Annotated in this window: 17 protein-coding genes; 7 read left to right on the top strand and 10 right to left on the bottom strand. The window is 55.3% G+C overall.

Translation table 11 applies throughout. The annotated features are described in order from the left end of the window. Nucleotides 1-88 precede the first annotated feature (88 nt). The 5 genes from L888_RS0101040 to L888_RS13290 form a co-directional block, all read right to left on the bottom strand. A complete protein-coding gene (locus L888_RS0101040; protein ID WP_027951516.1) occupies nt 89-373 on the bottom strand; it encodes a hypothetical protein in 285 nt (94 codons plus the stop codon). A 129-nt stretch (nt 374-502) separates the two neighbouring features. Next, nucleotides 503-910, bottom strand: a complete 408-nt coding sequence (locus L888_RS0101035) for a hypothetical protein (protein WP_027951515.1) — start codon at nt 908-910, stop codon at nt 503-505. Between the two features lie 66 nt (nt 911-976). Beyond that, nucleotides 977-2,158 carry a DUF2586 family protein gene (locus L888_RS0101030; protein ID WP_044248319.1) on the bottom strand — a complete coding sequence of 394 codons (1,182 nt, stop codon included), beginning with the start codon at nt 2,156-2,158 and terminating at the stop codon, nt 977-979. A gap of 37 nt (nt 2,159-2,195) precedes the next feature. Beyond that, nucleotides 2,196-3,098 (bottom strand): hypothetical protein, encoded by a 903-nt coding sequence (locus tag L888_RS0101025; protein WP_027951513.1) that lies wholly within the window; start codon nt 3,096-3,098, stop codon nt 2,196-2,198. 102 nt (nt 3,099-3,200) lie between these two features. Then, entirely contained in the window at nt 3,201-4,310 is a 1,110-nt protein-coding gene (locus L888_RS13290) for a head maturation protease, ClpP-related (protein WP_156924966.1), read from the bottom strand. A gap of 205 nt (nt 4,311-4,515) precedes the next feature. On the opposite strand from L888_RS13290, the gene L888_RS0101015 reads away from it, so the two are divergent. The 7 genes from L888_RS0101015 to L888_RS0100985 all read left to right on the top strand — a co-directional run bounded on the left by L888_RS0101015 (nt 4,516) and on the right by L888_RS0100985 (nt 11,110). After that, on the top strand, nt 4,516-4,968 hold the full coding sequence (locus L888_RS0101015) for a DUF1804 family protein (protein WP_027951512.1): 453 nt from the start codon (nt 4,516-4,518) through the stop codon (nt 4,966-4,968). Nucleotides 4,969-4,971: 3 nt separating this feature from the next. Then, nucleotides 4,972-6,507: a hypothetical protein gene (locus L888_RS0101010; protein WP_027951511.1), complete on the top strand. Its 1,536-nt coding sequence runs from the start codon at nt 4,972-4,974 to the stop codon at nt 6,505-6,507. 61 nt (nt 6,508-6,568) lie between these two features. Further along, nucleotides 6,569-7,009, top strand: a complete 441-nt coding sequence (locus L888_RS0101005) for a phage protein Gp36 family protein (protein ID WP_027951510.1) — start codon at nt 6,569-6,571, stop codon at nt 7,007-7,009. 18 nt (nt 7,010-7,027) lie between these two features. Beyond that, entirely contained in the window at nt 7,028-8,386 is a 1,359-nt protein-coding gene (locus L888_RS13285; protein WP_044248316.1) for a phage portal protein family protein, read from the top strand. An 86-nt stretch (nt 8,387-8,472) separates the two neighbouring features. Then, nucleotides 8,473-9,789 (top strand): CdiA C-terminal domain-containing protein, encoded by a 1,317-nt coding sequence (locus tag L888_RS13825; RefSeq protein ID WP_052323266.1) that lies wholly within the window; start codon nt 8,473-8,475, stop codon nt 9,787-9,789. 119 nt (nt 9,790-9,908) lie between these two features. Then, complete coding sequence (locus tag L888_RS0100990; RefSeq protein ID WP_027951509.1) at nt 9,909-10,538, top strand: phage virion morphogenesis protein; 630 nt, start codon at nt 9,909-9,911, stop codon at nt 10,536-10,538. 65 nt (nt 10,539-10,603) lie between these two features. Then, a complete protein-coding gene (locus L888_RS0100985) occupies nt 10,604-11,110 on the top strand; it encodes a hypothetical protein (RefSeq protein WP_027951508.1) in 507 nt (168 codons plus the stop codon). Here L888_RS0100985 and L888_RS13895 read toward each other — a convergent pair. The 5 genes from L888_RS13895 to L888_RS0100965 all read right to left on the bottom strand — a co-directional run bounded on the left by L888_RS13895 (nt 11,040) and on the right by L888_RS0100965 (nt 13,281). Further along, complete coding sequence (locus L888_RS13895) at nt 11,040-11,333, bottom strand: hypothetical protein (RefSeq protein ID WP_075261825.1); 294 nt, start codon at nt 11,331-11,333, stop codon at nt 11,040-11,042. The two genes, L888_RS0100985 and L888_RS13895, sit on opposite strands and share 71 nt — an antisense overlap. A 133-nt stretch (nt 11,334-11,466) precedes the next feature. Further along, nucleotides 11,467-12,024 carry a host-nuclease inhibitor Gam family protein gene (locus L888_RS0100980; protein WP_027951507.1) on the bottom strand — a complete coding sequence of 186 codons (558 nt, stop codon included), beginning with the start codon at nt 12,022-12,024 and terminating at the stop codon, nt 11,467-11,469. Nucleotides 12,025-12,045: 21 nt separating this feature from the next. Then, the gene (locus tag L888_RS13275) at nt 12,046-12,498 is read right to left on the bottom strand and encodes a DUF4494 domain-containing protein (RefSeq protein WP_044248313.1); all 453 of its coding nucleotides are present in this window, start codon (nt 12,496-12,498) and stop codon (nt 12,046-12,048) included. Nucleotides 12,499-12,526: 28 nt separating this feature from the next. Next, nucleotides 12,527-13,024 (bottom strand): hypothetical protein, encoded by a 498-nt coding sequence (locus L888_RS0100970; protein WP_027951506.1) that lies wholly within the window; start codon nt 13,022-13,024, stop codon nt 12,527-12,529. Beyond that, the gene (locus L888_RS0100965) at nt 12,982-13,281 is read right to left on the bottom strand and encodes a hypothetical protein (protein WP_027951505.1); all 300 of its coding nucleotides are present in this window, start codon (nt 13,279-13,281) and stop codon (nt 12,982-12,984) included. Before L888_RS0100965 ends, L888_RS0100970 begins: the two co-directional genes overlap by 43 nt. Nucleotides 13,282-13,284 lie beyond the last annotated feature (3 nt).

Raw genomic sequence — 13,284 nt, 5'->3', positions numbered from 1 at the left:
TCAACGTGGAGATAGTACCGCATCACGGTGTCCATGAAGAGGATAGCCACTTGCTCGTCTTCCCCAAAATCATCTATACCGGCACCCTCTACAATTTTTTTATCTCGGCCTCCTTCACCTTCAGCACCTCGTCCATGCGGTTGCTGACAGCCATGAACAGCTCGTCGTCGGTCTTGATCTCCTCATCGCCGGCCACCCACAGCTGGTTCAGCAGCGTCTCGGTCAGCTTGATGGGGTCTTTCACCACGCTGGCATAGCTCAGGTCCTTGCGTGTCGGCTTGTGCAGGATGCAGCTCTTGCCATCCACCGATATTTCAAACAGGTCACCATGCTGTGCCTTCCATTCTTTCAGTTGCTCTTCTGTATAGTTCATTGTTTACCTTTTTATAGTGTTTTTATTCTGCCCCAAATGATGGCCCCTCAGATAATCTGTCCCTCCAACAGGGATAGGGCCGGGGGCGCTCCGTTGACCGACATGTCATGGCGGTCTGTCAATATGCCGTCACCCTCTCTTCTTGTCCATGAAGATAAAGGGCAGGGCCTTCTCCTGGAACTTGTCGCCTTGCTTCCACTCGGTGTTGTCCTCCGTGATCTCGCAGCCGACAAGAATATCCGTCACCAGCGCGTCACCTTTCGACGGGTTACCGTAGCTCACCACCAGGTCGAACCTCGAGTCCAGCACGTCTCCGCCACTGGCTGTGCGCAGTGCCTCGTACTCGCTCTGCAGCAGTGTCACCTCGCCGCTGTAGTCCTTGTTGCCGTGCTGGATGCCGTGGGGCTTGTTGCCCTTGGCATAGAGCAGTTCCTTCTCCTGCTTACTGTTGTATTTGATGCCGCGCATGCCGGTCACCGGCCGCCCGGCAACAACAACATTCACATCGGCCCATTCATATTCTTTCGTATTGAACATAGTAATCCATTTTTACTCGTTTACTTTTTGCCTCCCCATCCCTCGCGGGGAGGGATGAGAAGTTTTTTAGCTTGTTGTCAGCTGGAACCCGAGGTTCACGTTCACGTAGCGTGCATAGCCGAAGGGCCTCACCTTCAGCGTCACTGCCACCTTCGAGGTCGACACCACGTTCTGCTTCTCGTCAATATAGCATACGCAGCCCTCACCGTCGCTCGTCGCGCTCAGCTCACCGGCAGCGGTCATATTCGTGTCGATGGCGTTCGTCACGCTCTGTTGCCAGCTCTTCACCACGCCCGCCTGCAGCGTGCCGTCGTCGTTCACCTCCAGCTCGTCCAGCAGCAGGCCCAGCATTGTGTCGTAGGCGATGCGGTAGGCCTTGTCCACCGTCCGGCGTGCCGTCAGGTGCGCATAGTCGTCCGTCGCCTTGCAGGCCATGCGGTCATCGGTGAAGTAGTAGCCGGTCCGGCCAACATGCTTGCGCGGTGTGATATAGCCCTTGTCATAGAGGTCTGCCACTGCACTGCCGGCCTCTTCCACCTTCTGTGTACCGATGTACATCACCAGTGGCGCCAGCTCGCCGTCCTTCACCCGGCCGATGTTGCGCTGCACTCCGGTGGTGGCCAGCCGTCCGGCCAGCGTGCCCACACAGGCACCCTCGCTGCCGCTTACCGTGTCGCCCACCAGCACGGCCACCCTGTTGGAAGTACCATCACCAATCTGCTTCACGGCATCCTGCTCGAAGTGTCGGCCCTCCAGCACGATGAACAAGGGTGCATAAAGCTCCGTCGTGGCCCATTCGGCCAAAGCCTGGGCTTTGGGGATAGCTGTCAGCACGTCAGGATCGAGCCCTTCGGTCACGTCCCCCGTCGTCAGACCCTCGCAGGCCACGAACAGTCCCCGCAGTGCGCCGTTCTGTCCCGTGATGAGTGCTTTCACGCTCCCCGTGTCCTTGTCCAGCATCGCCGTCATCGTGGTGGTCTTGTCCAAGCCGTAGATGATGAGCTTCGTGCCGTCTTCGGCCTCGGCATAGAAGTCAGTCACGTGTTTTGTCAGCCGTGGGTTGTTCTCTGCTGTAACACCCAATGCTGTCAGTTCCTCCACGTTGCGCAGCGTGTAGGCCTTGCCCAGCTCAAACGTGGCAGCCACGGCCGTCGCACCGCACACCAGGGCAAACAGTCCGTCGGGGCTGTCCCCGACGGTGCCAAGCTGCCCGTTCAGATATTGTATCTTGACTCTTGGAATTTCCATAATTATCAATTATAAATTATGAATTGTGAATTATGAATTATGCAGCAGTGTCCTCCACAATCAGCGCCACACCCTTCTTGTCATAGCGACGCTTCTCGCCACCGGCACGGAGCAGGAACGAGTAGATGTCGCCGTAGTAGAGCGGGTTGTCCAAAGAGTCGAACATCTTCACCTCGCCGATGGCACGGCTCACGCAGCTCTGTTGCCAAGCCAGTCCGGCGGCCAGCTCGGAGGCTGCGTCCTCGTCGGTCCACTTGACCACCACCTTGCCGGCAGTCGTGCGCAGCACCTTGGAGCGCTGCATCACCTCGAAGCCGTAGAGCATGCCAATCACACCGCGCTGAGCGTCAGCCGAAGCGAGGAACGCGCTCAGCTCCTTGTCCGTCAGGTCTTCAAGCAAGTCGGTATACATGATGGCGTCCAGCAGCAGGTAGCGACCCGTGGCAGGTACGTCGTCCATATTGAACTGGGTACCGATGGCGAGCACATCTTTTTTGGTAATCTTCTTGCGGTTGCCAATGGCGGTGGCTGAAGTGTGAGCCACACGAGCACCTCCACTTGTTGTAAATGTTTTTGCGCCCGTACCCCAGCGATAGAGCAGATTATGGCAAGCCTCATTCTGCAGCTGGTTGCGGTCGTTGTAGAGCACGCTCTGGCGCTTGTCATAGCTCAGTTCCACCATATCGATGTTCGGAATGTGGATGGGGTTCGTGGTCAACTCGTCCATGCTGTATTCCAGATCTTCGTCGTTTTGTTGGTTCACTACGGCCGGAAAGATGGAGCGGTTTGTCTCCACACCGCTCGGTGCGCCGGCATTGGGCACATGTACCTTCTTGTTGTCTACAAAGGCTGAGTCGTCAACCGACTTGGTTGCGAAAGAATTGTTCGGGAAGAAGTTCTCCTGAATGGTTGTCAGCCAGATTTCTTTGTTTAAAGCCATATCAATCTTGAATTGTGAATTGTGAAACGTAGTTCGGCGTCAGCTAATTTTGAAACATAGTTCGAGTTAGCCAATTTTGAATTTTGAATTGTGAATTTTGAATTAGTCCAAGTATTCCACCCCGAACTTCTCCTTGAACTTGTTGGCGAAGAGTGTGGGGTCATGAGCCTTCAGGTCCGCCAGTCGGCCGGCCTTGTCCAGCTCGTCCCAGCTCCTGGATGCCAGGTCGCCGGCACCCTCGCCGCCCAGGTTGATGAAGTCGGTCGCACGCTTGCGGTTGGCGGGCTTCATGCCCTCCAGCACGGCGGTTGTCGTTGCGCGGTCCTGGGCCATGAGCTTCTCAAACTGCGGGCGCTGCTCCTTGGTGATCTTGCCGTCCGTCACGGCCTTGTCGAGCAGTGCGGCCACCTCGCCCTTCTCTTTCTCTTCCAACCGGGCCTTCATCGCCTTGTTGGCGGCTTCCAGGGCATCAGCCTTCGTGGCTTTGTTCTCCAGTTCCTTGATGTGCGCCAGCATGGCGCCCTCATCCGCCTTGTCCTTGAACGAGGGGATGGTCTTGAGTTCGTCTATCAATGCCATTTCTCTTGTCTTTTGTGGCTGCAGCTGCAGCCGGTTATTGAAATATTGGTAAATCTCCTCTGTAGTGGCCGGCTGCCGTACCGGACCGTCCGGCAGTTCATAGATGCCGTCGGCCAGCTTCATGTTCACTGCATCGCTTGCGCTTATCCAGTGGTCCTGCTCATCGAAGTAGCGGGCAGCAACCTCCTCAGCGGTCATGCCACAGCGGGCTGCAATCATGCCAGCAAGGTCTGCTTCCAGCGTCTCGATCATCTGGGCCGTGCGGCGCAAGGCAGAGGCTGTGCCGTAGCTGCCGCCGCTCACGCTGTGCAGCATCAGCTTGGCGTAAGGACTCATATAAAGGGGCTTTCCGCAAAGGGCGATGATGCCGGCAATCGAGGCAGCTACGCCGTCCACGTAGATGGTAATGTCGGCCTGTGATGTCCGCAGCGCGTTATAGATGGCAATGCCCGAGAACACGTCCCCACCGTTGCTGTTGATACGCACGTCTATCTTCCTGTACTGTGCCGCCAGCGCCATGAGCTCGCTCACCACACGGCCGCTTTCCACCTTTTCACCGTCACCTACATCACCGTAGAGCAGGATGGCCACCTCGCCTTCACCGGGTATGATATTAAAGAACTTTGTTTCCATTCGGTTTACTTTTGAAGCGATGCCGAGCACTGCCGGACATTACTTTTTTGCTGCAAATATCGTATGTTTTCGCCGACCATCAAAATCGCGAATCTACCGTATACACGGCTAAGGTGACCATAACATCAGCTGCGCATATCATAGAATCATGGTTTGAATAATCCCCCGAAATATTAGATATTTGCAGTGATTTTCAAGCACAATTATGGTAAAAAACAATATCGACAAAAAGGAAATTGCCCGTTCGCTCTATCTCAACGGCAACTACACCTACGAGGAGATTGCCGACAAGATAGGCACCACACGCCAGTCTGTATCCCGCTGGGTGCGTGAGGGCAACTGGGACAGTCTCAAGGCATCCGTGATGATCACACCCGAGCAAATCATTGCGCAGATCAACCGCCAGCTGCTCGAGATCAACACGGCCATCAATTCCCGCGAGGAGGGACAGCGCTTCGCCACCGCCAAGGAGGCCGACGCACTCGCCAAGCTCGCCGGTGCGGTCAAGAAGCTCGAGACCGACATCGGCGTGCCCGACTGTGTCTCCGTGGCCATGCGTTTCCTCTCCTGGCTCCGCCCGCTCGACATTGATGCCGCCAAGCAGTTCGGCGGCTTGTTCGATGCCTTCATCAAGGACATGTCAACCCGCAAACGTTAACCCATGGTACAGAAACAGACCGCCAGACAAGCCCTCGAACGCTGGGAGGATTTCCATAAAGGGCTCATGCACGACATTTTGGTCGATGACAGCCTCACCCAGCGTGACATCGAGCGACGCCGCAAGGAGCTCGAGGCAGACCCCATTGCATGGATACAGTACTTCTTCCCGGCTTACGCCAAGTATGAGTTCGCACCGTTCCACAAACGCGCCATCCGTCGCGTCATAGCCAACGATGAATGGTATGAGGTGCTCTCATGGAGCCGCGAGCTCGCCAAGTCCACCGTGGCCATGTTCATCCTCATGTATCTGGCACTCACCGGCCGCAAGCACTTCATCGTCATCGCCAGCGCCACCGTCGATGCAGCAAAGCGTCTGCTGGCACCTTACCGCATCAACTTCGAGTCCAATCCCCGCATCGCCCAGTTCTACGGCGACCAGATGACCATAGGCCTTTGGACAGACACGGAGTTCTCCGCCCGCTGCGGGGCCAAGTTCATTGCCCTGGGCGCGGGCTCCGCACCGCGTGGCATGCGCAACGAGGCCATACGCCCCGACGTGCTATATTTCGACGACTACGACACCGATGAGGACTGCCGCAATCCCGTCACCCTCGACAAGAAGTGGGACTGGGCGGAACAGGCGCTCTATCCCACGCGCTCCATCTCAGAGCCTACGCTGGTGCTATGGTGCGGCAACATCATCGCCAGGGACTGCTGCATCGTCCGCGCAGGCAAGATGGCCAACAGCTGGGACGTGGTCAACATCCGCGACAAGCAGGGGCGCAGCACATGGCCCGAGAAGAACACCGAGGAGATGATCGACCGCACCCTCTCTAAGATTACCGAGAAAGCCAAGCAGGGAGAATACTTCAACAATCCCGTGTCTGAGGGCAAGATTTTCAAGAACCTGCCATTCGGAAAGGTGCCCGCGCTCTCCAAGTTCAAGTTCCTCATCGGCTATGGAGACCCCGCCTATTCCGACAGCCGCAAGAAGGCTTCCTCCACCAAGGCACTGTGGCTCATCGGCAGGTACCGCGGTGTATATTACGTCATCAAGGGCTTTCTCGCCCGTGAGACCAACGCCAACTTCATCGGATGGTATTTCGACCTGGAGCATTTTGTCGGCGGCAAGACCAATGTCTACTGGTATATGGAGAACAACAAGCTCCAGGACCCGTTCTTCAACCAGGTCTTCAAGCCGCTCCTGCGCGAGGAGTGCAAGAAGCGTGGCAAACAGCTGTTCATCCGAGGCGACGAGCGTCGAAAGACCGACAAGGCCACGCGCATCGAGGCACACCTGGAACCCATCGACCGCAACTGCCAGTGGATATTCAACGAGGACGAGAAAGACAACCCGATGATGCTGGAGCTCATCACGCAGTTCAAGCTCTTCGAGCTCACGCTGCCTTATCCTGCCGACGGCCCCGACGCCGTCGAGGGCGCCATCACCCTCACCGACGAGAAGACGGCCGACCTCGAGCCCACTTTCACCATGAGCTATGCGCAGCTCAACGAGGACAATCCTTACCGAATGTAACCAAGCCCGGTGCCTCCATGGGCTCCCCTCCCACTGGAGGGGCAGGGGGGGAGGCTTTAATATGGACAATTTCATTCAACTTACCGACTACGATGCCAGCATCCACCGCGAAATCCTCGATGCCCTGCTGCGTTCTGGAACCGCCGACTACGACCCGCAGATCATCGAGATATGCGAGGACAGGGCCATATCCGAGATGAAAGGTTATCTCTCCAAGACCTATGACTGTGCGGCAATATTTTCGGCCACTGGCGATGACCGCCACCCGCTCATCCTCATGTTCGCGCTCGACATCGCCATCTATCACATCTTCTGCCAGCACAATCCCTACAAGATCTCGCAGATCCGGCAGGACCGCTACGAGCGTGCCGTCAACTGGCTCAAGGGGGTGATGAAAGGCGATGTCACCATAGAGGGAGCCCCAAGGCTCGACGAGGACATCCAGCAGCAGAACAGTCCGTGGCAGGTCGTCTCAGACGATGTTCGGCCGGTATTATTATAACGTTCAAACACTATTCAAATGGCAAGAAAAAACAGGGGCAAGTCCCCCGAAACAGGCAGAATCCGGCAAGGCGGCATGCTCCAGCCAGCGGCAGCGCGCATTCCCGACGTCGTGCTCCAGATGCCGGAGATATTCTTTTTCGACATGGGGGCCTACCAGCGTGCTGTTACTGCTGCCTCCAGCATCGACTTCTCCAACCGAGTCCGCCTCTACGACATGTATGAGAGCGCACGCCTGGATCTCCACCTGTCAGGTATCATTGACAAGCGCCTCCGCGGCGTCACCAAGATTCCAATCGAGTTCCGGAAGGGCGGGAAGACCGACGAGGCTATCTCCGCACAACTACGGTCGCCGTGGTTCAAGCAACTCCGCAAGGACCTCATCATGTCCCAGTTCTGGGGCTTCTCGCTGATGCAGTTCTATACTGACGATGACGGCAATATCCGCTACGACCTCATCGACCGCAAGCATTATGACCCCATCCACCGCAAACTGCTCCGGTTCCAGGGCGACATCGACGGCATTTCCATCGACGAGTTCCCAAATACGCTCTTTGTAGGGCGTGAGCGTGATCTGGGTATCTTTGCCGAGATTCTTCCTGCCGTGCTCTACAAGCGTGGTGACATGGCCGACTGGGCACGCTACTGCAACGTCTTCGGCATGCCCATCCGTGAGTACACCTACGATGCCGGAGACGAGGAGGCACGACGCAGACTCATAGCCGAGGCGCGACGCCAGGGCACCAATGCCGTCTACATCCATCCCAAGGACTCAGAGCTCCGTCTGCTGGAGGCGTCCAACAAATCAGGCACCTCGGAGCTCTACAAGACCTTTGCCGAGTATTTCGATGCCAAGATGTCCATCCGTGTCCTGGGCAATACGCTCACCACCGAGACCAAGGACACCGGCACCCAGGCACTCGGCACAGTCCACAAGCAGGAGGAGGACTCCATGCACGATGATGACCGCGACTTCATTCTCGACATCCTGAATTACGATATGCGGCCGGTCTTCGCGTCTCTCGGCTTCAACGTCGAAGGTGGGGAGTTCGTCTATGCCCATAAGGACAAGATATCCCCCTCCCAGCAGATATACATCGTGCAGAAACTCTCCTCTATGGGGCTCCCCATCGACGACGACTATCTCTACGAGACTTTCGGCGTGGCCAAGCCCAAGGACTATGAGCAGCAGAAAGCCGAAAAGGCCGCCCAGCGCGAGGCTCTCCGCCGGCAGCTCAACCACGATGATTCTCAAGCCACCGCCAATGCTGATGGAGGCAAAGGGCCTGGTACGCCGCCAAATCATGGCGGCCCCTCCGCCCGTCTGTCCCGTTTTTTCGGCCTCGCCCCGTCACCCCACGGGGCACCATCCGAATAGTAGACGCCCTCTATTACGGCTCGTCCTGCTCATGCCACACCCACTTCCATGACATCGGAACGTCCATCAAGTTCTCAGAGGATGTTATGGCGGGGTTCCTCCGCAAGGTCTACGATGGCTTCGACACATCCGACGACATAGAGCCTACGGCATGGCGTGAGGTGCTGCGCTCCATCAACGAGGCAACGGTCACCGGCCTGTCCCGGTCTTCCTACACTTCGCATGAGGACGAGTTCCTCCATGCCATACGCCATTCCAACGAGGTCTTCTCTGCATTCAAGGTCCACGACATGGGGCAGCAGATGGCGGCACGGCTCATTGGGGCCGACGGCAAGCTCAAGCCCTTTGCACAGTGGGCGGAGGAGGTCAAGCCCATAGCCTCACACCATGTCGGGGCATGGCTTCAAACAGAGTACGACACGGCGGTCATCCGTGCCCATAATGCCGCCGACTGGAAGCGTTTCGAGCGAGACAGCGACATCTATCCCAACCTCCGGTGGATGCCCACACAATCACCCAATCCCGAGGGCTCACATCAGCGCTATTGGCAGCAGAAGCTAACCCTCCCCGTGGGACATCCGTTCTGGAATGAGCATCATCCCGGAGACCGGTGGAGCTGTAAGTGCACCCTCGAACAGACTGACGACCCTGCCACCCTGGAACTCATCGACCAGCTGCCTGATGAGCGACCACAGCGAGGACTGGAGAACAACATGGGCAAGGACGGCCACACCTTCTCGCAAAACCATCCTTACTTCCCCGACAGCTGTGCCCAATGCTCATTCTATAAGCCTGGGCTCAAGAACCGCCTTGCATCTATCTTCAGGAATCGTAAGAAGGATTGCTACAATTGTCCATACATCGACAAAAAAATGAAAGAGGCTGCTGATACTGTTAGAAAAGCAATGGATGTTGTGCCGCCTGATGTAGAGAAATATATAGAAAGCCATCATGGCATGGTATTGTGCAGTCCAAGTCATGGAGCAAATGAAATTGATGAGAACAAACGTTTGGCTGCATTTGTTGCAGATAAGTTGGGCAGTAAAGTTTATCTGTTGCCAAGACTTGATCCAAAGAACAAAAAGGAAGCTGCCTTACGTCATATATTGCTCCCATCAGGTGTATTTGAAAACAAAAATCCGGATTTCTATATAGGAGGATTGTTTTTTGACGGAAAGAGTATGATGAAGGTAAGGAAAACCAATGACAGGAAGAAACATCATAATGACATTCTAAACCGTATCAAATCTGCAAAAGAGCAGGCTGATAATATCATCATTGAAATTCCTTCTTTCATCACACGCAGAACGATAGCAAAGACTGTCAATGGGTATTTGTCCCAATCAAAGACAAAGCGTATAATTATTGTAAAGCATGGCAATAAGTGCTACGTATACCAATAAAAAACGGGGCGAAAAGCCCCGAGTGGAGGTTAGAGCCATGCCGAAGCGTTGACTCATACCGATGCAAATATAATATATTTTCCTCACACTCCAAACATTTTAACGAAAAATAATGCTCTATGGACGCAAAACAGATTGAGGCAAAGATTATCAGGGCAAAGACCGTCATCGAAGCAGAGGTACGCGACCGTCTTCCGCGCAAGGTCGGAACCGAGGCCGTGAAGTTCGTCAAACAGAACTTCCGCGACTCGGCTTTCCATGATGGAGGGTTGCATGAGTGGCCACGTGCCAGGCGTCAGGACGACCCCTACAACAAAGACCGGAAATACAAGGCGTTGCTCTCGCGCAGGATGCACCTCTCCCGTAGCACGGATTTTCGCTCCGGTGTCGCCGAGGTCACCATCTTCAATCCCGTGCCCTACGCCGCCATCCACAACGAGGGAGGAACCATTACCTCGCATCCCACCATCACGCCCAGGATGCGCAAGATGGCGTGGGCAAAGGTCTATGCCATCGCCGGTGTCAAGAAAGGTAAGGGGGAAAAGAAAGGCAAGCTGCCAAAACAGATTCCGGCAGAGGCATTGAAGTGGAAGGCACTCGCACTCACCAAAAAGACCAAGCTCACGGTCAAGGCCACCATTCCCAAACGGCAGTTCATGGGCAACTCGGCAGAACTAAGTGCAAAGGTAAGGGAACTCATTAACCAGTCCATCCAAAATGTAAGGCAACGGCTAAGCCGGTTCACATAGTACACTTTAAGCCCGTGCCTCTGTGGGCTCCCCTCGACCTGGAGGGGCAGGGGGAGGATTTATTCATGGAACAGTTACTTCTCGACATCATCAATCTCATATCACAACAGATGCCGCAAATCCGGACCATCGACGAGGACTACGGCCAGCTGGAGTTCATCGACCAGGAAGACCGCGACACCTATCCGCTTGTTTTCCCAGCTGTCCTCATCGACGCACCGACCACCGATTGGACCGACATCGGCGACCTCGCCCAGCAGGGTACCTGCCAGCTCCGCGTCCGGCTGATCATCGACTGCTACGATGACACCCATGCCCGTAGTATGACCACCGAGCGTATCAAACAGAGAAATAAAGTGAGAGCGCAGCTACACACACTGCTGCAGGGGTATCGGCCGGACGGTCAGAAGGCGCTCATCCGCACACAGTCAAGGTTCTTCACCGTCAACCACGGCATCAAGGTTTACGAGGCTACATATACCTGCGCCCTTACCGAAGCCGTCACGGAAAGAGAGACAGTTGCCCGTCCAAAGGTTTCTTTGGCCGTCGCTGGCGGGATCGGAAGCCGCTGAAGCGCGGACGGCTCAACGTGCTGCCGTCCACCTCCATGCCGTTCTGGATACACTGCCGGATAATCTGCAGCACACGGCCCTCACTAAGGAAAAACTCCTCTGTCGACAATTTGGTAATGGTGTCATCATACCGAAGCCTTTTCACCTCGGTCCAATAGTAGAAACGCTCGAACAACTTGCGGTCGCGCTCTTCTATCAGATGCTTGTCTCGTCCTTTTCCCATTATAGCTGCAAATATAGCGAAAACTTGTTATATAGCAGTCGTTTACGCTATCTTTTTCATTGTTTCACATAAAAAGTCGCCCCACTGTGTGTCCGAACACAGCGGGGCGACCCGTTCACATACCATTCAGCACTCAATTGGCCTCTGCCTTGGGCTCGACGAAGAACGTCTCGTCCTGCACCACCTGGATGCCACACTTAGACATGGCCTCGCTCATCGTGGCCGTCCGGCCGTTGCCCTGATCAAACACCGTCACCTCCTCGAGATCTCGGTCAGCGAGCAGCTTGTCCTTGGCCACCTCCTCGGTCGTGCGCACATAGCCCGACGGCAGGAACGTCTTCACCAGCTCAAGGGCACTCGCCCAGGTGAAGCCTTTCAGTGTCTTTAGCTTCGGGTTTCCAGTCCTGAACCCGATGGTGCCGTGAGCCATCTCTAGGCTCTTCTTCTTGGCAAAGAGCTCCGCCTGGTTCTCCGTGGCAAATGCCTGCAGGGTGTCGAACGCCTGCTCACGCTCCTCGGAGAGGGTGGCTATCTTCTCGGCGTACTTCTCGCGGTATTTGGCGCACTGCAGTTCAATGTCCGCATTGATTTTCTGCAACTGCGCGTCGCTCTTGGCGTAGGTTGCAAACGCTTCATCGGCGGCTTCTCTGCTCACGCCGGTGGTGATCACTTTCTTCTTTCTTGTTGCCATTGTCTTTTCTTTTTTATGGGTTTATAACTTATGCTCTATCACATCTATAACCTTGGTTTCTGATACGGAAGCAATCTGATAGTCTATCATGGTGCCGTCCATAATCGTTCGGATAGTGTCCTTGCAATTGTCGAAAGAGGAAGCCAGGACCAGATAATAAACCTGTGTATGCTTTTCCCTCTCCGTTTTCTCATCGAAGGTGATAAACTGCAGTGCGGCTTTGTAGTATCTGTCGCATGTTTCTTGCTCGTTGAAAAACACCTCATGAAATTTCATAGGGTTGATATTCACAACTTGAATTTCACCAGATACATAGCTACCCAGGAATTCCGTAGCCTTTTTTTCTGCCTCTCCGAATGAAAAGGCTTCGACCACATAACTCTCGGTTACCTTCTTTTCATATCCGTCCTCATGCACTTTGTCATAGCGTAGCTTGACTTCAAACCAGTCACTTGTTTTTGTTCTTGTTGTCATATTCAACTATTTTGATGATTACTAAAAACTAACTTTCGGCGATATTGCTCATCGGAAATACGATTGCGACTCCCTTCCCGGGGCGGATCTCTCCGCTTCTCCCCTCCCTCGGGAGGGGTCGGGGGTGGGCTTTCAATCCTCCCTTGCGCTTGATTGCCCGCAGCTTCACGGCGAGGCTTTCGAGTTCCTCTGCTCCGATTTTCCTGAAGGGCATTCCGGCAAGACGCGGGTTTCGGCAGAAGTCATCCACCCGTGCCCAGTCCGTGGTGTCTACGCCGAGCTGCTGCATCAGTTTCAGGCACTCGCTGCGCCTCCGCCTGAGTTCCTTCCGGACGGCCTCCATGCTCTCATCGTACCCAGCCACACGCTCCATGTCGTTGCACATCGTGTCATACTCCCGGAGGGTGGTTTCGTGCAGGTGCGTAGTCCGGCCGTTGGTGTACTGATATACCAGCGTTTCCTTGTCTGCGCCCGGCAGCCGCTTTAATAAAGCGTAGAAACGCGCGTAGCTCCTCTCCGTTCCCATAGTTTCTCCTCCTTCCAGTCTTTGTAGTTCTGCCGGGCGTGGGCCACCGCCTCAGACAACGTCTCGTTCAGGTCGCACACCGCAAGCAGCGGCACGCCGTTCATGCTCACATACAGCTCGCCATTGTATTCCATCACCTGCACGCGTTCGCGCGCCTCGGCGTCAAGCTGGGCCTGACGCTCTGCCTCAATCCGCTCGGCACGCTGCTCGTGCCACACCTGTAATCGCTTCTTGATTTCTTCTAAAAAATTGCTCATAAT

This window comes from Hallella seregens ATCC 51272 (assembly GCF_000518545.1).
In the GTDB taxonomy this organism is placed as follows: Bacteria; Bacteroidota; Bacteroidia; order Bacteroidales; family Bacteroidaceae; genus Prevotella; species Prevotella seregens.
The sequence above is the reverse complement of the archived record's forward strand: the minus strand, read 5'-3'. Positions and strand labels throughout refer to the sequence as shown.